The organism is Arthrobacter sp. zg.Y820, from assembly GCF_030125555.1.
Taxonomy (GTDB): domain Bacteria; phylum Actinomycetota; class Actinomycetes; order Actinomycetales; family Micrococcaceae; genus Arthrobacter_B.
Window position 1 is genome coordinate 17524 of the sequence record NZ_JASKLX010000010.1, and the last position, 23932, is coordinate 41455.

The window sequence follows — 23932 nt, forward strand, 5'->3', positions numbered from 1 at the left end:
CTACTGTCCGGGAGTTGCGGCTGGGGAGTCAATGGCGGGCCGTCCCGCATCCCGTATGGCCGCATAAAGGAGCATGTCCCTGCGCTCACCTGCGATTTCCTGGTGGCTGCGGAGCAGGCCTTCCCGGGAAAAACCGGCGTATTCAGCGCTCCTGGTGGAAGCTGTGTTCCACGGCTCGATAAACAGCTCCACCCGATGCAGCCCTGGAATCGTCCAGCCGAAGTCCAGCAGGGCCAGCAGCGCACTGGCGGCAACACGGCGGCCGCGCGCAAAGGGTGCGACGCCGTAGCCGGCATGGGCGCGGCCCGCGGCCAGCTCCCGGGTCCACAGTCCGATTTGCCCCAGGGGCCGGTCGGATTCGGCGTCGGCGATGCAGAAGGCAAACCCGGTTCCCCGAACATGGTGCCGGCGCTGACGTTCCACCCACGCCAGCGCCTGGTCCGCGGTGGCCCGGGGCGGAAGGGTGCCGATTGTCGGGACGTAGTCGTCCAGGGACAGCTCCCGGGCCATTCCCGCGTCCTCGTCCCGAAACCTGCGCAGGCGCACGTTGCCGTGAGCCGGGTCGACGGCGGGCCAGAGCAGAGTTGCGGTCTTCGGATCCATGGTCACAGCTTTGCACGGCTGCGCCTTACGTCCGCCCTTCCGCGGTCAGGGGCAGGGAAACCGTGAACACGCTTCCCTGCCCGGGACTGCTGACAAAACTCAAGCCCCCGCCGTGTGCTTCCAGAATGCTCTTGGTGATCACCAGCCCCAGTCCCACACCGGGAACAGCCGAGGTCACAGCCCGGTGCGCCCGGAAGAACTTGGTGAAAACCTTGTCCTGTTCCCCCTCATCCATCCCGATCCCCGTGTCGCTCACCTCGAGCCGGATTTCCTGTCCCTCCTCGGACAGCGCCACCCTCACGGTGCCCCCGTCGGGCGAATACTTGACGGCGTTGGACAGCAGGTTATCCACCACTTGGGCCAGGCGCTGCGGATCGACTTCCACTGTCAAGGTCTCGGGAATCTCCGTCACCAGGTCGACCTGGTTGGCACGGGCTTTCGGCGCCATCGAGACGATACCGGACCGGACAATTTCGGCCAGGTTCACCGGCCGACGGTCGATTTTTTGAGCTCCGGATGCCACCGACAGCAGATCGGAAACCAGGGCCAGCAGCCGTTCGGAGTTGCGCAGTGCAACCTGAAGCGCGGAGGTCACCTCCGGAGACGAGCCCTCCTCGTCCAACGCGAGGTCCAGATAGCCCATGATCGACGTCAGCGGGGTGCGCAGCTCATGGGAGACACTGGCCACGAACTCCTCCTGCGCTGCGAGGGCGGTGACCAGCGGGCTAACGTCGGTGTAAGCCACCACCGATCCGGAGAGCGCTCCGTCCGTTTTGATGGGACGGGCCGACACGCTGAGGGCAGTCTGGTGTCCCCCGTCGAGGGGGCCGAACCAGAGCAGCTGATTCGAGAAGGACTCCCCTGCGGCGGCCCGCCGCAGCGGGCTCTCGGCGTCGCAAAGGGGTGTCACGCGGTCCGGACCAAAAAACGGCCGTGCCCGGCCCGGGGCGATTTCCCCCGCGACCCTGGTCCAGGCGGACTTCAGATGGGCGTTGGTCAGCACAACGTCGCCGTCCTTATCCACCACGAGCAGGCCCACGTCCACAGCGTTCAGGACCGTGTTCAGCAAGGCCTCACGTTCCTTGCTCGCAGCCAGGCTGGCCTTCAGGACGCGGTCCTTTTCCACCAGGGCCTTCTGCTTTTCCCGCAGTTCCTCCTCGGCTGCGGCACGCGCCGCCTCTGCCGCCTCAGCCTTCCGCAGGGCTGCCAGCAGTTCCCGCTCATGGCGCCTGCGCTCGGAGGCGTTGAAGACTGCGATCCGGTCGACGTCGATGTCGTCGCCTTTGTTTTCGCTCTTCGAGCGCACACCGGACAGGAGCACCGGAATGTGCTCTCCGGCCGCGGACACCAGTTCCGCCGCCATTTCGTTGTAGCACCCCGACACCGCCAGCTGGGGCACCGCGTAGGCGGCGTAGAGCACCTGATCTCCAATGGGCAGGAGATCCACGACATTTGTGCCCAACAGCTTTTCCCGGGAATGCCCTGTCCAGGTCAGAAGCGTCCGGTTAACATCGAGAATGAATCCATCCGTGGTCAAGACGAGATATCCGCAGGCCGCGTGATGGAAATGTGCCTCATAGTCGGTGCCACCCGCTGTGGCGGCGCTTTCCGGGACTTTGCCGTGCTTGGGAGCGCTAGGCATTGGCACTCGCCTTCAGGTAACCGAGAATGGCGTCCGCCGTCTCCCGGGGTGAGCTGAGGTGCGGCATGTTTCCGAGGGCTTTCAGGTCCACACGGGTGCTGCTGGGAAGCTGTTTGTCCAGGAACAGCGAGGCCGATTCCGGGGTTAGCGGATCGCCCCGCGATTGCAGGATCAAGGCCGGGACGGGAACCTGGGGCAGCAGCTGCCGGACATCCGCGGCGAAGGACATCTGCAGGAAGTCGCGAACGTACTTTGGGCGCAACCGGCACATGTCCTCGGCCAGTTCGGTGCTGATCTCGGAATCAGGGTCCTCTCCCGCTATGTTCGGGGCCATCGCCCTGGCCCAAAGGGGGTAATTGGCCTCCACAGCAGCCAGGACACCCTCAATGTCCTCCGGCCGGAAGCCGCCGACGTACCCGTCGTCATTGACATAGCAGGGTGAGGTGCAGAGCAGGACGAGACGCGCAATCCGCGGACTCCGCGTCGAGGCAGCCAGCGCCATGGTGCCAGCGATGCTGTGCCCGACGACGGTGGCATCCTGCACGTCCAAGGCATCCAGGAGCTCGATCAGATCCTGCAGGTAACCTTCCAGGACGGCGTATTTGGCAGCGCCGTAAGCTTCGGGATCGGCTCCGCCGGTTCCCACATGATCGAACAGCACCACTTTGTAGGTCTCCGTGAAGAACGGCAGGATGCGGTTCCAGATCACCTGGTCGCAGCCAAAGCCCTGCACCAGCACCAGCACCGGTCCGTCCGCGCGTCCCAGCACGCGGACGTTGTTGCGTTCAATGACTGCGCTGGTGTTCATATCCTGTTTTCCGATCTTGACTGATTGCACCCATGCTGCCGGTTGGATTCACTGCCTGATTTTACCGAAGAAAAACCTGCGGTCATCAGACTTCTGCCGAAGCGGTAAAGGCAGCCAAACAGAGCAGAGCGGCCGGCGTGCCGAAGGCAAGAGGAATACGCGTTGTTCTACGCATGGAAGCAGAGACCTAATAATTCGATTTTGTTTGTCACCGATGAGATTACCGGCGCGGAGCGGCGCGTGAGAAGCGCTTTGATTCCCCGGGGAAACGTAACAGAGGAATCCGCTCGAGGTGAAATCCCGGTAATTGCATACTCCGGCCGCTCTGCGAAAGAATTATCCACGCCTAAACCAGAAAAGCCCTCTGACATGGGACGCAAGCTTCAAAGTGGGCTGCGTTTCTCAGACGGAGCCCACTCGGTGCACGGTCCCTGTGATCAACGGCACGGCAACTGGATGGAGTTCCCACTTCCCATGCCTTAACGATTCCCGCATGCCCGCATCAATGACCCATCGGTCCTTCCTCGAGAAGAACTCGAGTTTCGAATTGGCCGGCCCGAGAAGAACCATCCATTGCAATACCGAAAATCAGCTCAACCCTGAATCCCTCTCCGCCCGTCGGTCGTCAGCTGCCCGAGGATCCTCGCCAGCTGAGTCCGGTCTTCAGCAGAGAGCACTGAAAAATACTCGTCCGCTTCCCGGCGCCGGGCGCTGCGGATCCGGGTCCGCAGCTCCTGTCCGGCCTCACTCAGGGAGATTCGCGTGGCACGGCGGTCGTTCGGGTCCGGGGTGCGTTCCACCAGACCCTTTTCCTGGAGCTGATCGACCACTTCCGTCGCGGACCGCGGGGCGATGCGGAGCCACTCTGCCAGGTCCTTGAGGCGCACGCCGGGGCCCGAGGCATCGGCGCTCCGTCCCACGCCGTTGAGGGCGCGAAATTGATGCGGCGTCAGACCAAACGGGGCCAGCTGCTGCATCCAGCGCCCGCGCAGCCCGCGGAACGTCGCATGCATGAGCTCGCCCAGTCCGGCGGAGTTGTCCAGGGCCGAGTCGGCATCATCTGTAAGCGGCATGTCACCAGTCTACCCATTTTGTGGTAGCCACATAGTGAGGTAACCTCTCTATTGGTTGCCGTGCACCATACCGGCACCGTCAGGAGGAACCATGGCTATTCCCAACAGCGTCCGCACGGGCACCGGAAACGGCGGAAACAGCAATCGCGGCGGCGGCATGCCCGAGGCCGGCGGTCCCGGCTCCGGCGGCGGCCGCGGCGGCCCCGCCCGGCTGAACCCGGCCGACAAGAAGCAGCTCTCCCGGCATCCGGTCAGCCTGCGCCGCATCGCCGCCCTGTTCGCCCCGCACAAGGGAACCATCGCCGTCGTCGTACTGCTGATCAGTCTGGCCTCGGTGATCAACCTGGCCCAGCCGTTCCTGGTCCGGGCCGTGATCGACGATGCGCTTCCGTCCGGAAACATCCGCCTGCTCCTCGTGCTGGCCGCCTCGATGGTGGCCGTGGCGGCACTGACCTCAGTGGTCGGGGTGGTGCAGACCTGGATGGCGACCGCGATGGGCCAGCGCGTGATGCACACCCTGCGCGTGAACCTGTTCACGCATCTGCAGGCCCAGTCGCTGGGCTTCTTCACCCGCACCCGCGGCGGTGAGGTGCAGTCCCGGCTCACGCACGACATTTCCGGCATGCAGTCAGTGGTCACCACCACCGCAACCGGCGTCGCGTCCAACCTCACCACCGCTGTGGCCACCGCCGTTGCCATGGCCGCCCTCTCCCCCGGCCTCGCCCTGATCTCGCTGGTGGTGCTGCCGCCGGCGATCTGGCTGTCACGGCGCGTGGCGCAGATCCGCCGAACCGTCACTGACGAGCGCCAGCGCGAACTCGCCGCCCTGCACACCCAGGTCGAGGAGGGGCTGTCGGTCTCCGGCGTCCGGTTGGCCAAGACGCTGGGCACCATCCCGCGCGACGCCGACCGCTTCCGCACCCGCTCCGAAAAGCTTGTCGGCCTGGAGCTGCGCAGCCAGCTCGCCGGCAGCTGGCGGATGGCCACCATGCAGATAGTCTTCGCGGCAATTCCGGCGGTCATCTACCTCGCGGCCGGGTTCCCGGCCACCAGCGGCGGCATGACCGTCGGCACCCTGGTGGCGTTCACCGGGCTGCAGGCGACCATTTTCCGCCCGGTCATGGGACTGCTGAACATCGGCGTTCAGTGGGTGACCGCACTGGCTTTCTTCAGCCGGATCTTTGAATACCTGGACCTGGTGCCCGCCATCACGGCGCCGACGGATCCGGTCCGGCTGGATCCGGCCACCGTGCGCGGCGAGGTCCGGTTCGAGGGCGTGCGGTTCGCGTACGACGGCGGGACCGGGGACGGTCCCGGAGGCGGCACTGAAGTCCTGAGCTGCATCAACCTGACGCTGCCCGCCGGCACCACCACCGCCGTCGTCGGGCCCACCGGTTCCGGCAAAAGCACCCTGGCCTCACTGCTGCCGCGCCTGAATGAAGTCAGCTCCGGGCGGGTCACCATTGACGGCGTCGACGTGCGCGAGATCGCGCCGGAAGACCTGGCCCGGATTGTCGGAGTGGTGTCGCAGGAGACCTATCTGATCCACGCTTCGGTGCGCGAGAACCTGCTGCTGGCCGCCCCGGACGCCACCGACGACCAGCTCTGGCAGGCTCTCGCTGCCGCGCGGATTGCCGATGCGATCGGCGCGCTGCCGGAGGGCCTGGACACCCTCGTGGGCGCGCGCGGGCACCGGTTTTCCGGCGGTGAGCAGCAGCGCCTGGCGATAGCGCGGACCATCCTGCGCAACCCTCCGGTGCTCGTGCTGGACGAGGCGACCAGCGCCCTGGACAACACCACGGAGGCGCAGGTGCAGCAGGCGCTCGAACGGCTGTCGACCGGGCGGACCACGCTGACCATCGCGCACCGGCTTTCCACCGTGGAGAACGCCGAGCAGGTGGTGGTCCTTGACGCCGGCCGCGTCGTGGAGCGCGGAACCGCGCAGGAACTGCGGGCCGGGCACGGTGCCTTTGCCCGACTTGCCGCGCGGATGGACACGGCGGGAACCCGCTCCCTCTGAGAGGATGGAGACATGAAGACATCCCGTGCCGACACCGCCGCCGAAGAAGGCTTCTTCCCCTGGCCGCGGGAAGTACCCGCCGCATGGATCCTGAAGGCCCATCCGGTCATCCTCGCGGTCTCAGCGCTGGTGCTTTTTCACCAGTTCGCTCCCCTGCCGGCCAGCCCCATGGGCTACGTCAGCGAGATCTTCGTGCTCAGCACCGCCTACTCGATGCTGGCGGGCAAGGGCCGCAAGAAGCCGAAGCCTGCCAGCCCGCGGACCGACCCGCACAACAGCGCGGAGTAAGAAAACACTGCGGAGTAAGACTGCGCAGAAACAACAAGCCGGACCCCGCGGGGTCCGGCTTGTCTGTTGATGACCTAAGTACGGCCTATTCTGAGCCGTCCGGAGGCGGGCCGCTGCGCCCACCCAGCCGGGAGAGATACCCGGAGAACTGGCGGAGGTCGGCCGCGGACCAGGATTGCAGGATGTCGTGGTCGAGCATGATCCCGGTTTGAATGGCCTGGACCCGTTCGGCGGCCGCCGGAGTCAGCTCCAGCAGCCGGGCCCGGCCGTCCTTCGGATCCGGCTTGACCTCAATGAGGCCCAGCTCCTCCAGATGCCGTGAGTGCCGGCTGATGACGCTCTTGTCGACCATCATCATCTCGGCCACGGCACCGGATTGGGTGGCCCCAACGCGCTTGAGCAGCTGCAGGATCTTCAGCCCAAACAGCGGAAGCGCCGGGTCAATACCCTTGGCGGCGTCACGCATGCTGGCCCGGACGCTTTCGGTGAGCAGCCGCAGTGACTCCTCCACATCACTGATCGCTGAGGCCCGGGCGTCTTCCTCACGCTTCCGGTCGCCCTGGCCTTCGGCAAGGGCTGTCACGGCCGGCGCCCGTTTTCCGTTCCGGAGCCGGCGACCGGTGAGAGCGGATCCACAAGGCCCACGGCGCCCGTGGCCACGTCGGCCAGGGTGAGGTCCGCAGCGGTTTTTTCCACATCCCGGCGGCGGGCAGCCTCCTCCGGCGCAACGGCCGTTCCGGCGGCGGAAGCCCCCGCGCGTCCGGCGGCAGCATTCTTCAGCTGCACGGCGTTCTTCCGTCCGAGCTGAGCGTTGGGCAGGAAGATCACGGCAAGCAGCGTGATGGCGGCAAGCGGAACGCTGTACAGGAAGACCGAGCCCACACCCACGCCGTAGGCGCTTTCCACCACGACGGCGATGGCATCCGGCAGGGTCGAAACCTGCGGAATGGTCCCGCTGCCCAGTGCCGCAGCGGCAGCGGCCTGATCCGCCGGTGCCAGTGTCATGATGCCGTTCTTGATTTCTGAGGCCACAATCGTGCCCAGGACGGAACCGAGGACTGAAACTCCGACGGTGCCGCCGAGGCTGCGGAAGAAGGTCACAGCACTGGTGGCCACGCCGAGGTTCTTGACCTCGATGGAGTTCTGGACCACCAGCACCAGGTTCTGCATGAGCATGCCGAGCCCGGCGCCGAGAAGGGCCATGTAGATTCCCACGAGCACCAGGTTGGTGTCATAGGCCAGGGTGCTCAGCATGACGGTGCCCACCAGGGTGAGGACGGCGCCGGAAATCATCACTGCCTTCCACTTGCCCGTGCGGCTGATGACCCGGCCGAAGTAGGTCGAGGAGATCAGCAGGCCGGCCATCATCGGGATGGTGAGCAGCCCGGATTCGGTGGGCGTGGCGCCGCGGGCCAGCTGCATGTACTGGGCCAGGAAGACCGACGTGCCGAACATGGAAACACCCACGGCGATGCTGGCCACCACGGAGAGCGTGAAGGTCCGGTTCTTGAACATCGAGAGCGGAATGATCGGTTCCGGAGACTTGAATTCGACCAGGACTGCGGCGATCAGGAGCAACACCGAGCCTGCGACCATCAGGAACGAGGCCAGGGAGGCCCATTCGAACTGGCTGCCCGCCAGGGTCACCCAGATCATCAGCAGCGACACGCCGCCGGCGATCAGGACCGCACCCAAGTAGTCGATGTGGACCTTGCGCTTGGGGTGCTTGGGCAGGTGCAGGGTGAGCTGCAGCAGGATGATAGCGGCGACGGCGACCGGCAGGGCGATGAAGAAGTTCCAGCGCCAGCCGAACGCATCGGTGACGACGCCGCCCAGCAGCGGACCGCCGACGGTGCCGAGCGCCATCACGGCGCCGAACAGGCCGGCGTACTTGCCGCGGTCACGCGGGCTGATGATGTCGGCCATGATGATCTGGCTCAATGCGGCGAGTCCGCCGGCACCGAGGCCCTGGAAAACGCGGAAGACAATGAGGGTGCTGGTGTCCTGCGAGAAGCCGGCCAGCGCCGAGCCGAGCACGAAGATGCCCAGGGCCAGCTGGATGAGCAGTTTGCGGTTGAACAGGTCAGCGAATTTGCCCCACAGCGGCGTGGAGACCGTGGTCGCCAGCAGCGTTCCGGTCACCACCCAGGTATAGGCGGACTGGTCGCCGTCGAGGTCCGAGATGATCAGCGGCAGCGACGTGGAGACCACGGTGCCGGCCAGGATCGAGACAAACATGCCGAGCAGCAGGCCGGACAGCGACTCCAGCACCTGCTTGTGCGTCATGGAGCCGTCGGGCGACGCCGTCGGCCTGGGCGCCTTGCCCTTCCGTTCCTTCTTGGGCTTGGTTTGCACGTGACGCGATTCGGGGGACATCTGGCTCCTGCTAATAGTTGATTTACGTCAACTATATAAGTAGTTGCCAACCATCAACTATTAAGTGTCCAAACCCACAGCCCCGGGCACATTTTTCTCCTCTCGCCCGGCACCCAGGGGCTCCGCACCGGTGACCGCGGAGCCCGACGGAGTAAAATGGAGACTCACCAACCCGCAGATGATGACAGTTCCGTCCGAACCGTCCTGCGGATATCGTGTGGTCGGAGGTAGCGCATTGCCACTTTCCAAGGGCCAGATTCTGGTCCATCCCCACCATGGCCCCGCCGTCGTCACCGCGTTTCAAATCCATCCGCGCCTGAAAAAGGAATGTGTTGTCCTCGAGGTGCAGTCCTCCCGCCTGATGGTCTGGGTCCCCGTGGATCAGGTGGAACGCGTTGGCCTGCGGCCGGTGCTGGATGCCGCCGGGCTGGAGGCCCTGTTCCGGGTCCTGGGCGCACCCGCTGACCAGGAGGACACCCAGTGGTCCCGGCGGTTTAAGGACAACACCGAAAAAATCGCCACCGGGGATCCGCTGGTGATCGCCGCCGTCGTCCGCAATCTCATGCTCCGGAACGCCGCCGACGGACTCTCCCAAGCCGAACGGGACATGCTCCGCCAGGCACGCCGGCCCCTGCTGACCGAAATTTCGCTGGCTCTGGGCATTTCCCAGGACGACGCCGGCGTGCGGCTCGACAGCACATGGCCGCCGTTCCGGGCGCTGGCCTAGGTGCATTCCGGACAGGACAAACGCGGCGTCCCCGGGCAATCCGGCTGGTAGCTTAGGCTCCTCGTGGGTCGCCCCCGCCCCATGGCGGCCCGGGAGCCCCGGATCGCCGCCGGACCCGGATGATTTCCACCGGCGTGCGCGGCGCAGAACCAACCTGCTTGACGGCAAAAAGGACCGGCCGGAGCATCTGCTCCGGCCGGTCCTTTCGATCAATCGGTCGTACTTAGACCGTTGCTGCGATCTTCATGCCGTGCATGTTCACCAGCAGGTCGCGGCAAGCCTTGACCTGGCGGTGTGCCTCGGCGTCGTCCCAGCCGAGCTGCGGAGCCAGCAGGTCAGCCATTTCGTTCAGCATCTCTGCGGTCACCAGGCCGCGGAAGGCCAGAGACGTGCGGCGGATCAGGATGTCCGAGAGGCGCGTGACCTGCTCGTTTTCCACCATGTAGGTCAGCTCGCGGGTGCTCAGCTCAGGGGTGGAGGCCAGCGGCTGGTCTCCGCCCTGGGCCAGGAAGGCCAGCACATCGGTGGCACGGGTGCCGTAGCGGGTCAGCAGCACGCGGACGCGGTCGCGGTCGGCAACCTCGTTTGCGGTGCGGTTCACCCAGAGGCGCTCCTCGGCGTCGGTGCGCGGGAAGTTCTTGCCGCCGCCGATCTGAAGTTCCGTCGTCGTCGTCTTCCGCGGCATGCCCAGAGCGGTCATCGCGTCGGAGGCGAGCGTCTCGGAGAGGGCGCGGAACGTGGTCCACTTGCCGCCCACCAGGCTCAGCGTGGTGACGTTCTTGCCGCCGCGGCTGTCGATGCGCTTCTCGATGCGGTAGTCGCGGGACACGAAGCCGGGCGAGGTGTCGTCATGCTTCGGCAGCGGGCGAACCCCGGAGAAGGTGTAGACGATGTGGTCGCGGCGCACGTCGATGCTCGGGAACACGTGGGCGACGAGTTCGAAGAAGTACTCGATCTCGTCATCGGTGCAGACCGAGTCCTCGTTGATGTCGGCGTCAATGTCGGTGGTGCCCACCAGTACGCGGTCACCCATCGGGTAAATCAGGACGATGCGGCCATCGGTGTGCTCGAAGAACATTTCACGGCCGGCGCAGGCCTCCAGCAGTTCCGGGTGGTCCAGCACGATGTGTGAGCCCTTGGTGCCGCCCATGAAGGAGGTGCGCTTGCCGAAGGAGTCATTGGTCTCGTCGACCCAGGCGCCGGTGGCGTTGATGACGACGTCGGCGTCGAACAGGAATTCCTCGCCCGTCAGCTCGTCGCGCAGCAGCGTGCCGGCGTCGGTGGTTCCCACAGCGGACACGTAGTTGCTGGCGCGGGACTGCGGGTTGGCTTCGAGGCCGTCGCGCAGCACGTCCAGGGTCAGGCGCTCCGGGTTGTGCACGGAGGCGTCAAAGTAGGTGGCGGTGTACTTGACGTCGGACCGCAGCTTGGGCAGTTCCTGCAGGGACTTCTTCTTGCCCACGAAGTTGTGCTTGGGGGCAACGCGCCCACCGCGGGAGAAGAAGTCATACATCATCAGGCCGGCCTTGATAAGCAGGGCGCCGCGCTCGTTCGGCTTGCCCTGCTTGTGCGTCAGGAAGCGCATGGGCGCGGCCGTGATGCCGGCAAAGGTGCTGGTGATCGGGATGGTGGTCTGCAGCGGCTTAACATAGTGCGGTGCGAGGCGGAGCAGCGCATTGCGCTCGACGACGGACTCGTGCACCAGGCGGAACTCGCCATTTTCCAGGTAGCGGATGCCGCCGTGGATCATGTGGGAGGACGCACCGGAGGCGCCCTGGCAGTAGTCTCCACGCTCAACGAGGACAACGTCCACGCCCTGCAGCGACAGGTCCCGGAAGGTACCGACGCCGTTAATGCCGCCGCCGACGATCAGCACCGAGGCCCGGGGGCGGTCCTTCAGCTGCTGAACCACCGGGCGGGCGGCGGTTTTTCCCTTATTGGGGTTCACGGAATTGTCCACGACTATCTCCAAACGCTTCTGTGGCGGCTTTGCCATTCCCTCAATGTTCGAAGCCGGGAGGCCCGCGGATCGACCGGATGCACAAACGTGCAGCCTGACATAATGGATGCATGACCAACACAGCGGTTCAGTCGGAGCAAAAGTGAACATTGGTGTCAGTTCGCGGCCGGAGAAGCAGCCGGGCGGCGGGACGGTTCGGGCAGAGTCGGAAACCCGGACCAGAGACGCGCTTCGGGCCGCACAGATGTACTACCTGCAGAACCTGACCATGGAAGCGATTGCCAGGGAGCTGCGGATCTCGCGCTCCACGGTGTCGCGGCTGCTGTCCCATGCGCGGAGCACCGGGCTGGTGGAGATCAGGATCAAGAGCGCCGCAGACCGGGCCCCGGCGCTGGAGAAGGAAATCAGCACCCGTTTCGGCATCCAGGCCAAGGTGGTTCCGGTGGCCGAGGGGGTCTCCCCCGCACAGATCCTGCAGCGCGTGGCCGTGCAGGCGGCGCACCTGATCAATCCGCTGATCGATTCCGACGCGATCGTCGGTGTTGCGTGGGGCTCCACGCTGACCGCGGTTAGCCAGCACCTCTCCGTGAAGAACACGCACGACAGCACAATTGTGCAGATGAACGGGGCGGGCAACTTCCGGACCTCCGGCATCACCTACGCCAGCGAGATCCTGCAGCGGTTCGGCCACGCCTACGGCGCCCGCGTGGTGCAGTTCCCGGTGCCCGCCTTCTTCGACCACACCGAAACCAAGGAGGCCATGTGGCGGGAACGGCCGGTCAAGCGTGTCCTGGATCTGCAGGCACGGATGAACACCGCCATCTTCGGCGTCGGGTCCATGGAGGCCGGTGTGCCCAGCCATGTATACAACGGGGCCTACCTGGACGAGGAGGATCTGGACGACCTGCTGGCCGAGGAGGTGGTGGGCGACGTCGCCACCATGTTCTACCGGGCCGACGGCACCTGGGACGGCATCCGGCTCAATGACCGCAGCACCGGACCGGATCTGCACGTACTGCGCCAGGTGCCGCGGCGGATCTGCGTCGTGGCCGGCGAAGCGAAAACCACCAGTCTCCTGGGTGCGCTCCGCGCGGGCCTGGTGACGGATCTGATCCTGGACGAGAATTCCGCCCGCCGGCTGGCCTCCAGCTAGGCGGCGCCCTCCAGCATCGCCGCCGACCGGTTCCACAGCCCCAGGGCCAGCACGCCGTCGCCGGTCTGGCGGTTGGGCCGGGCTACCTTGTTCCGCCGAAAGTATTTGCCGGTCGGGTAGTCCTCACCGGGAGTGCCCTCGGCGAGGTACACGAGCGTGCGTGCTCCCGCTTCGGGAGTCCGGGCCAGCCGGCGCACGGGCGAGCGGTAGGCGGCCCGGATGAGCGGGCTCTGCGTGCTCAGGAAGGCCGAGCCCACCAGTCCAGGGTGGAAGGCAGTGGACGTTGCTCCGTGCGAGCGGTAGCGCCGGTCAAATTCCCCGGTGAACAGGATCTGCTCGAGTTTGGTGGCAGCGTAGGCCCGGAAGGGCTTGTAGCCCTTTTCCTGTTCCAGGTCCTCCAGGTCCACCCGTGCGAACAGGTTTGCGGAACTGGAAGTGTTGATTACCGTTCCCCGGGACTCCAGCAGCCGGTCGGTGAGCAGCCGGGTCAGGAGGAAGGGTGCAAGGTAGTTCACTTGTAGTGTTTTCTCGTGCCCGTCGACGGTCACTTGCCGTTCCTTGCCGAACATCGCTCCGGCGTTGTTCGCCAGCACGTTTATCCGCGGGAAGCGCTGAAGGATCTCCGAGGCCAGATTCCGCACGCTGTTCAGATCGGCGAAGTCGGCCAGGATGTACTGCCCGCCGGTGTCATCGGCCACGGCCGCGGTTCGTTCCGGCGAGCGGCCGACCACCACCACCTGGTGTCCGTCCCCGGCCAGCTGCCGCGCGGCGGCCGCGCCGATGCCCCCGCTCGCGCCGGTGATCACAATGGTCTTGGGAGCCACGGCAGCCCGCTTTCCTTGAAGGACCCGGAAGCAATTACCCTAGCGGTGCTGTTCTGCCAGCGATACCTCGTGGTCCACGTTGGATGGATCCCGGGCTGCGTCCGGAGCTGCGGCTTCGGCGAGCCGTCGTTCCGAATTCGAGATGGTTCCCTTGAACCGGCCGACCGCTGACTTGATGCGGCGAATTTTGACACCGGTCAAAAGCCGTGGCCCGCTGGGCCGGGCGTCATAGGCAAACAGGCAGGCAGGAACTGCCAATCCACAGAGCGTCGCCAGCGAAGCTACTGCGAAGTCCAGCATCGTGGTCAATATGGAACAAGTAACGAGAAACATCATTCCCACAAAGAACACGTAAAAGAAACCGTAAAAAACGGCGGACGCACACTGCTTCTTCCTACGGAACTCCTCGACGGCGAGATACATCTCAGTTGTCACAAGCGCCCACCCTGCGGCAATAAACCACAGCAGCAGGTACAGGAGGGCATTCCACTCCAGCTGAACCGTGGAGCCGATTCGGACACACAAGACGGTGAAGACGACCGATAATATTCCGGCACCCGCACACCATAACGCGTACGATGCCTTAACGTGATTTTTGGAAAAGTTGCTGAGGCTGGTTGGCCGTTCATTCACTTTATTCAGCGCGTCTTCAAAAACGGCCAGTTGTTGTCTGGCCTCGAAGAGCGTCAGCCGATGGACGTCGGCGCGCACCCTGTGCAACGGGATGATCGCCGAGCAGAGGATTCCCGTGCCGGCGGCAATGATCACATCGGGAAGACTTGCCGGTAGCAGCGGATCAACGCTAAGCAGCGACAGCCATGCGAGCACCGCCGACACGCCTGCGACCACCACGGAAAAGTCGTCCAGCGCCATCCTCGCTGCGCGGTTATTTATCGTATCGTTTTCCTCAGGGGGCGTCGGCACGGCACTGAGCGCCAAGAAGAGTGCAATTGACAAGGCCGCAAGGGCAACCAGCAACGCACCGGGTTGAAAATCGTCGCGGAAGTTGGAGGAGGTATTTCCTGCCCATCGGAGAAAGCCCCACGTGACAGTATCAACATCGGTTTCCGGCCAACCCGAAAACGCGGCCAGCAGATTCACCCAATAGATCAGCCATGCCAGGGCTCCGGCCAACATGAACATAACCGATGAAGATATCATCAGCCTGATCTGCATCGCGCGCTTCTCGCGGCGCAGCGCCTTTAAACTCTCATCGTCGAAGATGTTCACCATGACGCTGTTCCCCCAGTGACGACAGGCCAGCCCTCCGGCCGGCACCCGGCCATAATCCTACGGCCCGGCGCTCCCGGTGACCTTGGTCCGGTACCGCGCCGCTCAGCCCGACGGCCGGCGCCGCCAGAAAGCTGCCATCAGGGCGCCGGAGACGTTGTGCCAGACCGAGAACACCGCGGCCGGCAAGGCCGCCTCGGGAGTGAAGTAGTCCCGGGCGAGCCCGGCGGCCAGGCCGGAGTTCTGCATGCCCACTTCAATGGCCATCGTGCGCCGCGCGGCCAGGGGCTGCCGGAACAGTTTCGCCACACCGTAGCCCAGGCCCAAGCCCAAGCCGTTGTGCAGGATCACGGCCAGCAGGATCAGCCAGCCGGCGGTAAAGATGGCGGCCGCGCTGCCCGAGACCACTGCGACAACAACGAAGGTGATGGCGATGACGGAGATCCAGGGCAGCGCCGGCAGCACCCGGTCAACCAGCTGCGGCATGACGTACCGGATGACCAGGCCGAGCACCACCGGAATCAGCACAATCTGGACGATGGACAGGGCCATGGAGCCGGCGTCGACGGACATGTACCTGCCGGCCAGCCACAGGGCCAGCAGCGGGGTGAAGATCGGCGCGAGCAGGGTGGACACCGAGGTCATCGCCACGGAGAGGGCCACATTGCCGCGCGCCAGATAGGTCACCACGTTGGATGCCGTTCCGCCCGGGGCGCAGCCCACGAGGATCACGCCGGCAGCGAGTTCCGGACTCAGCTGCAGGGCCCAGGCGACCGCAAGGCCGAGCAGCGGCATGACCACATACTGCGCCACAACGCCGAGCAGCACCGGGAGCGGCTGCCGGACGACCAGGGCGAAGTCCGGCAAGGTCAGGGTCAGACCCATGCCGAACATGATGAGCATGAGGGCGGGATTGACGTATCCGGACAGCCCGGTGAATGGATCCGGAAAGAACAGGGCCACCGCTCCCCCGGCAAGGATCAGCAGGGGAAAGACCGTTACGGCGATGCGCGCACTGCGCTCTTCGGCGGTTTGGAGACGTTTCGGAGCTGCGGTGGCGGAGTTCGGCGACATCCCTACATGCTGGCACTTCCGTCCCCCTCCAGCTGATTTGTGACGCGGCGCTACAGTTGCCGCCAGCCCGGCCGGGCGTGGCGGGCGCTAGGCGAGTTTCACTTTCCGGGAGAAGAGTTTCTGGAGAAGGATAAAGACCAGCAAAAGCGCTCCGATGACGATGCGCGTCCACCACGAGCTGAGCGTTCCCTCATATGAGATGAAGGTCTGGACAATTCCCAGAACCAGGACTCCCGCCAGGGAGCCGACGACGTAGCCGTATCCGCCGGTGAGAAGCGTCCCGCCAACCACTACCGCCGCGATGGCATCCAGTTCCATGCCGGTGGCCGCCAGGCTGTATCCGGACAAGCTGTAGAACGAAAAGAGGATTCCGGCGGTTGCGGCGCAGAAGCCGCTGATCGTATAGACGAGTATTTTCGTCCGAGGCACTGCCAGGCCCATCAGCACCGCGGAGGCTTCGCCGCCGCCAACGGCGTAAACCGTCCTGCCAAAACGCGTCTGGTGCAGGACATAGACTGCGGCGGCGACCACCAGCAGCGCGATGATGACACCGGGCGACACGAACAGGTTCCCGGGCAGCCGAATGCGGGCCTGGGCCATGGACGTAAAAAACGGATCCGTGACAGTGATCGAGTTGAGGCTGATGACGTAACAGAGCCCCCTGGCAAGGAAGAGTCCCGCAAGGGTCACGATGAAGGGCTGGATTTCAAAGACTTGGATGATGGCTCCCATGACCAGTCCGAAGACGGCTCCGGTCAGTAGGACGACGGCGATAACCGCGAACGGATTCCACCCTGCTTGCAGCAGCGCTGCGGCGATCATCATCGAGAGGGCGACGACGGACCCCACCGACAGGTCGATTCCACCGGTCAGGATGACAAAGGTCATGCCGACGGCAAGGACAATCAGGAAGGTGTTGTCGATCAGGAGGTTAAGGAAAACCTGCCCGGAGAGAAACCCCGGGTACATGAGCGCGCCGGCTGCGAACATGGCAAGGAACAGTCCGATGGTTGCAAGGGTCGGTGCGTATTTCGCCTTTCCCTGCAGACCGCTCGTTCGGTTGTGGGTGGCGGGGGCCGAGGGGCTGGTGAGGACTGACATCAGATGGCCACCTTCGGTTTCGAACTTGTAGTTGCCGGGCGTTTGCGCTGCCGGAGCAGTGTCCGAGCCTTCGGCGACTGCAGCAGGCAGACAACGATGACAACGAGGGCCTTGAAGACCAGCGTCACCTCAGGCGGGATGCCGAGGGTGTAGACGGTTGTCGTCAGGGTCTGGATGATGAGCGCACCGATGAGTGTCCCCACCAGGCTGTACCGGCCGCCGGCCAGCGAGGTCCCGCCGATCACCACCGCGAGGATCGCGTCCATCTCGATAAAGAGCCCGGCATTGTTCGCGTCCGCCGCCGTGACGTTGGAGCTGATCATCAGCCCGGCAACCGCGGCGCAAAAGCCGCTGAAAATGTACACGATCCAGGTGATGGTGCGGGCGTTAAGCCCGGCCAGCCGGCTCGCCACCGGGTTGATGCCTACGGCCTCAATAAGAGTCCCCAGCGCCGTTCGCCGGGTTAACAATCCCGCTGCGGCACATACGGCGGCCGCAATGAGAATCGAGATGGGGAGCGCCAGAAAAAACCCGGCGCCGATGGCGTGGTACGGGTCATTGGAGACGGTGATGATCTGGCCGTCGGTGACGAGCTGGGCCAGGCCGCGGCCCGCCGTCATGAGGACCAAGGTGGCGATGATGGGCTGGATCCCGATCACGGCGACCAGGAAACCGTTCCACGCTCCCAAGGCCAGGCCGGCACCCACCGCAATCGCCGCTCCGGTGAGTGCGGTCTGGGCGGACCCGGGATCCGCGGCATTGTAGATGTAGGTGCACGAGATGGCGCCGGCGATGGCTGCTGTTGCCCCCACTGAAAGGTCGATGCCCCGCGATGCAATCACCAGAGTCATGCCGAGGGCGATCAGAATCGTGGGTGCTCCGTTGCGGAGGATATCGATCAGGCTGCCGTAGAGGTGGCCGTCCTGGACCCGAACCGCGAGAAAATCGCTTCTGAACACCTGGTTGAGGAGCAGCAGCAGAACCAGGGCCAGAGCTGGCCAGGTAAGCCGGTGCCGAATGACGGCGTTCATGCCGGAGTCCCCGCGATGATCGTCATGACATCCTCCATGGAGACGCCGTCGTTGGGCAGGTCCGCCACCATTTCCCGGTCCTTGAGGACCGCAATGTGGTCACTCAGGCGAAGCACCTCCTCCAATTCGGCGGAAATGAAGACAATCGCCATGCCCTCGGCAGCCAGGTTGCTGATCAGCAGCTGGATTTGGGTTTTCGCGCCGATGTCGATGCCCCTGGTGGGTTCATCGAGAATGAGAAGCTTGGGGTTGGTGATCAGCCAGCGCGCGAGGAGCACCTTCTGCTGGTTGCCGCCGCTGAGGTTTCGGACCAGGGCATCTTTGTTGGCGGGACGGATATCCAAAGTTTCGATGAACTTCCCGGCGAGCTGATCCTGCTGGTGGCGGGGAATCTTCCGCAGCCATCCCTTGCTCGCCTGCATGGCCAGGACCAGATTGTCCCGAACCGAGAGATCACCGACAAGGCCCTCCGCCTGGCGGTTCTCCGATGAGAATCCAATTCCCCGGTTGATCGCGGCACGCGGGTTCCGCAGGCTCCGGCTCGTGCCGCCGAGGATCAGCTCACCCTGGTCGGCGCGGTCGGCGCCAAAGAGCAGCCTCGCCGTTTCAGTTCGCCCTGATCCCAGCAACCCCGCCAGTCCAAGGATCCGCCCCGGTTCGATGGAGAGGTTGATGTTCCCGACGGAGCCCTTTCGCCCAAGATTCTTCGCCTGGAGGAAGGGGACGGCGTCCACGTTTTCCGGCCGGGGTTGGGATTCGGTCCGGTCGAGTTCAGCGAGGACTTCCAATTCCTTGCCGATCATTTTCGAGATCAGTCCCATCCGCGGCAATTCGGAGGTCAGGTATTCCCCCACCAGTTTCCCATTCCGGAGAACCGTCATGCGATCGGAGATTTCATACACCTGTTCAAGGAAGTGGGACACAAAGAGGATTGCGACTCCCCTGTTCCGCAAGGTGCGGATAACAGTGAAGAGCTGCTGCACCTCGTCGAGGTCCAGGCTGGACGTGGGTTCATCGAGGATGAGCACCCTTGAGTCGATCTGAACTGAACGCGCTATGGCGACCAGCTGCTGGATCGCGATGGAGTGCGTGGAAAGTACGGAGCCCGGGTCAATGTGTCCGAGTTGGAGCAGTTCGAGTACTTCGCGGGCTTTTCTGCGGACTTCCCTCCAATGAATGCTCCCCCGCCTGCGGGGCTCCCGTCCCAGGAGGATGTTCTCCTCGACCGACAGATTCGGGCAGAGGTTCACCTCCTGATAAACGGTGCTGATGCCGGCATTTTGCGCTTCGGCGGGCGTGGCGAATTCGTGGGTCACACCCAGGACGGTGATGGCACCGCCGTCGACGGCGTAAACCCCGGTCAGTGCCTTGATCAGCGTTGATTTTCCCGCGCCGTTTTCCCCCATGAGGGCATGCACTTCACCCGGAAACAGTCGGAAGTCCACGCGGTCAAGTGCCTTCACCCCGGGAAACTCAACCGAAATTCCGTGCATCTCCACCACTGGAACGGTCTCGTTCATGTTTCTGTCTTCCTGTAACTGGAATGCGGTGAGCGCACACTCACCGCATTCCAGTCACTGATCGGTCCGGACTCTTATCGCGTGCGGTGTGTCCTGAACTAGTACTCGCGGGTTGCCAAGACTTCCTTTGCCTGTTCGGGGGTAAACGCAGTCTCTTCCGTCACCACGCGGGCTGGCACTTCTTCGCCGGCAACCACTTTTTCCGCGAGCTCCATGAGCTGCACTCCCAGGAGCGGGTTGCATTCCACGATGTAATTGATCCTGCCCTCGGAGAGGGCGGTCATCCCGTCCTTGACCGCATCGACAGTGATGATCTTGACGTCCTTGCCGGGCACCTTTCCGGCAGCTTCGATGGCCTCGATCGCTCCCAGCCCCATATCGTCGTTGTGGGCATAGACAACGTCAATGTCGGGAGTGTTCTTGAGGAACGCCTCCATGACCTGCTTTCCGCCGCTGCGGGTGAAGTCACCGGTCTGGGATTGCACGATCTTGAGGTCGGGATCGGCCGCGATGGCTGCTTCGAAACCTTCCTTTCGGTCAATAGCGGGTGCCGCCCCGGTGGTCCCCTGCAGTTCCACAATGTTTATCGGACCGTCCGTTGCAGCTGAATCCTGGACGAGCCAGTCGCCGGCCTTCTTGCCCTCCTCGACAAAATCAGATCCGAGGAACGTCTTGTACAGCGACGTGTCGGCGGAATCGATTGCCCTGTCGGTCAGGATCACCGGGATATTCGCGTCCTTTGCTTCCTTCAAGACGGTGTCCCATCCGGATTCGACGACCGGTGAGAAGGCGATGACATCCACCTGTTGCTGAATGTAGGAACGTATCGCCTTGATCTGGTTTTCCTGCTTTTGCTGGGCATCCGAGAACTTGAGGTCGACGCCGGCGGCCTCGGCGGCGTCCTGGACGGATTTGGTGTTGGCAGTTCGCCAGCCGCTCTCGGCCCCCACCTGCGCGAAGCCCATGGTGATGCCCTCGTCCGAGCCGGTTTCGGCGTCCGAGCTACCGCATGCAGAGAGAGCCAGGGCCGAGACGGCCAGGGCTGTCATAAGAGTCTTCTTGAACACTGCTGCCTCCTGAAATTCGGACCGCAGCCACAAGCAACTGCACCATCATCGCTGCGGGGGCTTGAACGCCCTGAGCGCAATTGTGAACGCTAACAATTTGCCGGTCAAGAGTGTTTTGATGCAATTTTGCAAGTGTCCGTTTTCGCTGCAGAACTGCCCGTTTCGGGGTGCTGGCGGCGTTGGCGGCGATTGGGCGGGGCCGGCGGGCAGGAGCGGGCGCTAATGGTACTTTGTGCACGTACCCCGTCCGAGGAGACGCCATGTCTGGACCCGACGATTCCGCTGCAGGCCCTTCCCAGCGCCGAAGAGGTGATGGAGCTGGAAGGAACCGGATCCCTGGATCTGCCTGGCTCTGGAACCGCTTCTGGCTGGTGCTGCCGGTCCTTGCCCTGAACGCCGCCGTAGCCCCATACCTGCCGCCGCCCTACGGCCCGCAGGCCTTTTCGGCCGGCATTCCGGCGGCGCTGATCATCGCTGAAAACGTTCTGCGGGCCCTGCTCTGCGCAGCCCCGGCCTTCATGCCGCTGACTCCTCGGCGGGGAGGCCTCTGGCTCTACGGCACAGGCCTGGCCGCCTACGCCGGCGCCTGGCTGGCGGTTATGGCGGCTCCGGAGAGCCCGTGGAGCACCGGCCTGATAGGTTTCACGGCGCCGGCGTGGACCTCGTTGCTCTGGCTTGCGGGAATCGGCTGGGGTTCGAGCCTGCGGTTTGTCCCCGGGTACCGGCCGTGGATGTATTTGGCTGCCGGGGCGGTCTTCACCGCCGTGCATACGCTGCACGCCGGCCTGGCCTGGCTGCAGCACAGGTAGCGCCGAAACCCAATGCCTTCGCAGCGCGGGCACTGCTGGGACCTCAGCAGACTGCCTTCCAGATCCACCTGCGGCAATCTTGAGCCAAAGTTGAGGAAAAACAGCAGAGAAGCAAGGCAGAGTGTATTCCTGCGGGAACTAGAGACACCCGCAAAAAACGGTGGCACTTCCCCTGGGACACCCTGGATGTGCAGCCCCGCAGGAAACCTTCGATTTGAGACCATCGGGGGCGTACTGCGAAATCCCCAAAACGAAGGGCCGCTGCGATTGCAGCGGCCCTTCGTTTTGATCATGCCCGGTTCCGGCGGAGCCGGCTATACGGAAGCGACGTGCTTTCCGCGCTTCCGTTTCGCGGCACCGGCCGAAGCATCCGGCGCACCGACAGCTGCACTCTCCGGCACGTCAACGGGGTACGGTTCCGTTCGAACCGGCTTGAACCGGTCAATGATGACCAGCAGCACCAGGGAAACCGCTCCCCAGATTCCAAGCGTCAGCAGATGCGTGCCGACAGTGTCCCCGCCGAAGTACAGGATCGAGCGGATCGACTCGACGGCGGCGGGCATCGGCAGGAATTCGTGCAGGAAGCGGAAGATCTCCGGCTCCATGTAGATGGACATGGCCGCGCCGGAAGCCGGAACGCCCAGGAACATCAGGATGCCGATGACCGGCAGGATCGCCAGCATGCCGATGAGCCGGTCGAAGACTGCGGTGAACAGGGCCACGCAGAAGATCGCGACGGCGCCGGCACCCCAGAGCGGCAGGAAATGGCCGTCGATGGCGCCCACGAAGACCTCGGCGATGACCCAGAGGAAGGCGGACATTCCGACGGCCCACGCCGCAACGATGGGGATCAGCCGGCGCAGCGGACGGCTGGCCGGAGCCGCCGTCGAGCCCACCACAATGATCATGAAGCCCGCCATGATCCAGCCCATGGCCAGGTACATGGTGGCCATGCCCATGGAGTCGGAGTCCTTCAGCGGAGCCACGTTCTCGGTGGTCAGTTCCGCCTGCTGTCCGGCGGCGATCTGGCCGAAGACAGACTGGACAACCTGCTGCGCGCTCATGCCGGCAGCCTCGTTGGTGATGAGGGTTGCGGCGGGGTTCTCCGCCGACGGCAGCACAAACGCAGCCACGACCGTGCGGTCCTGCACCTGCTCGCGGGCCTCATCGGCGGAGTCGGTCGGCTGCAGGTCAAAGAGCCCGGACATATTCTCGTCCAGTCCGGCGGCCGCCTGTTCCGCCTGCTCGGCGGTGGAGCCGACGACGGCGACGGGCATGTTCCGCGGTTCCGGCTGGTACATGGCACCGAGCATCAGGGACAGCATCATGGTGACCATGGCCAGCGGGAAACCGGCCAGGGCGATGTAACGCCAGGTCCGGCTCTTCGGCCGGGGTCCGCCGTGCAGGGACGCCACGTTGATCGCCGGCGGGGCCGCGTTGGGCTTGCGGCGGCGTTTGAGGGCGTCGATCCCCAGCGTGAGGAGCAGGGCGGCCACGGTGCCGATCGCCAGCACCAACAGGTGGCCGCCGGCGCCGTTTCCGTCAAAGTAGAGCACTGCGCGGAGTGATTCGCCGGTTGCTGCCGCGGGCAGGAAGCCGTGCAGGTAAGGGTAGATCCACGGCATGGTGTGCACCGACATGCTCATGTTGGACGCGGGAACGCCCAGGACCATCAGGAACAGCATGCCCACAAGCACGGCCATCGGGCCGAGGATGCGGGTGAGGAACAGCTGGACGCTGCCGACCGCAAACACGGCCAGTGCGCAGATGCCCAGGACGGCGGCGGTGTGCCCCTCAACTATGCCCATGATGGGGCCGACGACGGTCCAAACCAGGGCGGCAATCAGTGCCGACCATCCGGCCAGCAGGGGAACGAAGCGGCGGAACTTCAGCAGTTCCGGCGAGTTGGAGAGGATCAGGCTCAGCGGCATGTAGCCGGCAAGCATCAGCGCGGTGGTCATGAACATTGCGCCCAGGCCTGCCATGTCGCTGCTCGGCAGCGGTGCGAGGTCTTCGGTCGTCAGGGCCAGGCCCTGCGCGAGGACCTGCGGCGCCAGCAGTGCGGTGACACTGCTGGACTGGGAGGCGCCGGCGGCACCGGCGGTGTAAACGGTGGCTTTGCCCTCCGAGAGCGAGACGGCGCCGGATGCTTCACGGTCCAGGATGAGCTGGCGGGCTTCCTGCTCGGAGTCGACCATCCGCACCTCGACGGCATCCGGGTCGCTGGACTCCAGGGCATCGGTGAACTGCTCCGCCTGCTGCGCGGAGCCGGCGACGGCAATCGGCATGTCATGCGGGGTCGGCGCGTGCATGGCTGCCAGATAGCCGCCGACCAGCATCGACACCATCAGAAGGGGCATGAGGAACATGGCAACGTAGCGCCCGATCTTCTCTGCCTTGGCCCGCTTCAGGGCAGCAGCTTCGAGGTCCGCGTCAGCAGTTGCCGGGGCCTCGCTCTGCGCCGCTGGATCCTCGCCCGGTGGATAGTCGGTGGACGTGGGGGAAGTCTGGCTCAAGGTCGTGCTCCTGTGCTGTGGTTCGATGGTGGTGCGAGGAACGCACTGACCGCTGGGCCAAATGCGCGGCCAGTGGGGCCGACTCGTCAAAATTACGCCATGTGGCGTAA

Annotated in this window: 20 protein-coding genes; 5 read left to right on the plus strand and 15 right to left on the minus strand. The window is 64.5% G+C overall.

Annotated elements, in window-relative coordinates; genetic code table 11:
* The 4 genes from QNN99_RS12095 to QNN99_RS12110 form a co-directional block, all read right to left on the minus strand.
* Entirely contained in the window at nucleotides 1–603 is a 603-nt protein-coding gene (locus QNN99_RS12095) for a GNAT family N-acetyltransferase (RefSeq protein WP_229966716.1), read from the minus strand.
* Nucleotides 604–628: 25 nt separating this feature from the next.
* Entirely contained in the window at nucleotides 629–2245 is a 1617-nt protein-coding gene (locus tag QNN99_RS12100) for a PAS domain-containing sensor histidine kinase (protein ID WP_229966717.1), read from the minus strand.
* Entirely contained in the window at nucleotides 2238–3053 is an 816-nt protein-coding gene (locus QNN99_RS12105) for an alpha/beta fold hydrolase (RefSeq protein WP_229966718.1), read from the minus strand. The genes QNN99_RS12100 and QNN99_RS12105 overlap by 8 nt, the downstream gene beginning before the upstream one ends.
* 593 nt (nucleotides 3054–3646) lie before the next feature.
* Nucleotides 3647–4126, minus strand: coding sequence for a MarR family winged helix-turn-helix transcriptional regulator (locus tag QNN99_RS12110; protein ID WP_229966719.1), 480 nt, complete (start codon nucleotides 4124–4126; stop codon nucleotides 3647–3649).
* A 157-nt stretch (nucleotides 4127–4283) separates the two neighbouring features.
* On the opposite strand from QNN99_RS12110, the gene QNN99_RS12115 reads away from it, so the two are divergent.
* On the plus strand, nucleotides 4284–6146 hold the full coding sequence (locus tag QNN99_RS12115) for an ABC transporter ATP-binding protein (protein ID WP_229966990.1): 1863 nt from the start codon (nucleotides 4284–4286) through the stop codon (nucleotides 6144–6146).
* 12 nt (nucleotides 6147–6158) lie between these two features.
* Nucleotides 6159–6434, plus strand: coding sequence for a hypothetical protein (locus QNN99_RS12120; RefSeq protein ID WP_229966720.1), 276 nt, complete (start codon nucleotides 6159–6161; stop codon nucleotides 6432–6434).
* A gap of 85 nt (nucleotides 6435–6519) precedes the next feature.
* Here QNN99_RS12120 and QNN99_RS12125 read toward each other — a convergent pair whose 3' ends face one another.
* Nucleotides 6520–7017: a MarR family winged helix-turn-helix transcriptional regulator gene (locus tag QNN99_RS12125; RefSeq protein WP_229966721.1), complete on the minus strand. Its 498-nt coding sequence runs from the start codon at nucleotides 7015–7017 to the stop codon at nucleotides 6520–6522.
* Entirely contained in the window at nucleotides 7014–8720 is a 1707-nt protein-coding gene (locus QNN99_RS12130; RefSeq protein ID WP_229966991.1) for an MDR family MFS transporter, read from the minus strand. Before QNN99_RS12130 ends, QNN99_RS12125 begins: the two co-directional genes overlap by 4 nt.
* A 325-nt stretch (nucleotides 8721–9045) precedes the next feature.
* On the opposite strand from QNN99_RS12130, the gene QNN99_RS12135 reads away from it, so the two are divergent.
* Complete coding sequence (locus QNN99_RS12135) at nucleotides 9046–9537, plus strand: CarD family transcriptional regulator (RefSeq protein WP_229966722.1); 492 nt, start codon at nucleotides 9046–9048, stop codon at nucleotides 9535–9537.
* Nucleotides 9538–9760: 223 nt separating this feature from the next.
* Here the strand turns inward: QNN99_RS12135 and QNN99_RS12140 are convergent, their stop codons facing one another.
* Entirely contained in the window at nucleotides 9761–11533 is a 1773-nt protein-coding gene (locus QNN99_RS12140) for a glycerol-3-phosphate dehydrogenase/oxidase (protein ID WP_229966723.1), read from the minus strand.
* A gap of 112 nt (nucleotides 11534–11645) precedes the next feature.
* Between QNN99_RS12140 and QNN99_RS12145 the strand changes: the two genes are divergently transcribed.
* Nucleotides 11646–12650: a sugar-binding transcriptional regulator gene (locus QNN99_RS12145; protein WP_442860529.1), complete on the plus strand. Its 1005-nt coding sequence runs from the start codon at nucleotides 11646–11648 to the stop codon at nucleotides 12648–12650.
* Here the strand turns inward: QNN99_RS12145 and QNN99_RS12150 are convergent.
* The 7 genes from QNN99_RS12150 to QNN99_RS12180 all read right to left on the minus strand — a co-directional run bounded on the left by QNN99_RS12150 (nucleotide 12647) and on the right by QNN99_RS12180 (nucleotide 20479).
* Nucleotides 12647–13474 (minus strand): SDR family NAD(P)-dependent oxidoreductase, encoded by an 828-nt coding sequence (locus tag QNN99_RS12150; RefSeq protein ID WP_229966724.1) that lies wholly within the window; start codon nucleotides 13472–13474, stop codon nucleotides 12647–12649. The genes QNN99_RS12145 and QNN99_RS12150 overlap by 4 nt on opposite strands.
* 39 nt (nucleotides 13475–13513) lie before the next feature.
* On the minus strand, nucleotides 13514–14707 hold the full coding sequence (locus tag QNN99_RS12155; RefSeq protein ID WP_229966725.1) for a hypothetical protein: 1194 nt from the start codon (nucleotides 14705–14707) through the stop codon (nucleotides 13514–13516).
* Nucleotides 14708–14809: 102 nt separating this feature from the next.
* Nucleotides 14810–15778 (minus strand): bile acid:sodium symporter family protein, encoded by a 969-nt coding sequence (locus tag QNN99_RS12160; RefSeq protein ID WP_229966726.1) that lies wholly within the window; start codon nucleotides 15776–15778, stop codon nucleotides 14810–14812.
* An 87-nt stretch (nucleotides 15779–15865) separates the two neighbouring features.
* Nucleotides 15866–16879, minus strand: a complete 1014-nt coding sequence (yjfF, locus tag QNN99_RS12165) for a galactofuranose ABC transporter, permease protein YjfF (RefSeq protein WP_229966727.1) — start codon at nucleotides 16877–16879, stop codon at nucleotides 15866–15868.
* Nucleotides 16879–17910, minus strand: coding sequence for an ABC transporter permease (locus QNN99_RS12170; protein ID WP_229966728.1), 1032 nt, complete (start codon nucleotides 17908–17910; stop codon nucleotides 16879–16881). The genes yjfF and QNN99_RS12170 overlap by 1 nt, the downstream gene beginning before the upstream one ends.
* Nucleotides 17907–19430 carry a sugar ABC transporter ATP-binding protein gene (locus QNN99_RS12175; protein WP_229966729.1) on the minus strand — a complete coding sequence of 508 codons (1524 nt, stop codon included), beginning with the start codon at nucleotides 19428–19430 and terminating at the stop codon, nucleotides 17907–17909. The genes QNN99_RS12170 and QNN99_RS12175 overlap by 4 nt, the downstream gene beginning before the upstream one ends.
* A 98-nt stretch (nucleotides 19431–19528) precedes the next feature.
* On the minus strand, nucleotides 19529–20479 hold the full coding sequence (locus QNN99_RS12180; RefSeq protein ID WP_231712861.1) for an ABC transporter substrate-binding protein: 951 nt from the start codon (nucleotides 20477–20479) through the stop codon (nucleotides 19529–19531).
* A 278-nt stretch (nucleotides 20480–20757) separates the two neighbouring features.
* Here QNN99_RS12180 and QNN99_RS12185 point away from each other — a divergent pair, with 278 nt between their 5' ends.
* The gene (locus QNN99_RS12185) at nucleotides 20758–21306 is read left to right on the plus strand and encodes a hypothetical protein (protein WP_229966731.1); all 549 of its coding nucleotides are present in this window, start codon (nucleotides 20758–20760) and stop codon (nucleotides 21304–21306) included.
* A 314-nt stretch (nucleotides 21307–21620) separates the two neighbouring features.
* Here the strand turns inward: QNN99_RS12185 and QNN99_RS12190 are convergent, their stop codons facing one another.
* Nucleotides 21621–23822 carry an ABC transporter permease gene (locus QNN99_RS12190; RefSeq protein WP_229966732.1) on the minus strand — a complete coding sequence of 734 codons (2202 nt, stop codon included), beginning with the start codon at nucleotides 23820–23822 and terminating at the stop codon, nucleotides 21621–21623.
* Nucleotides 23823–23932 lie beyond the last annotated feature (110 nt).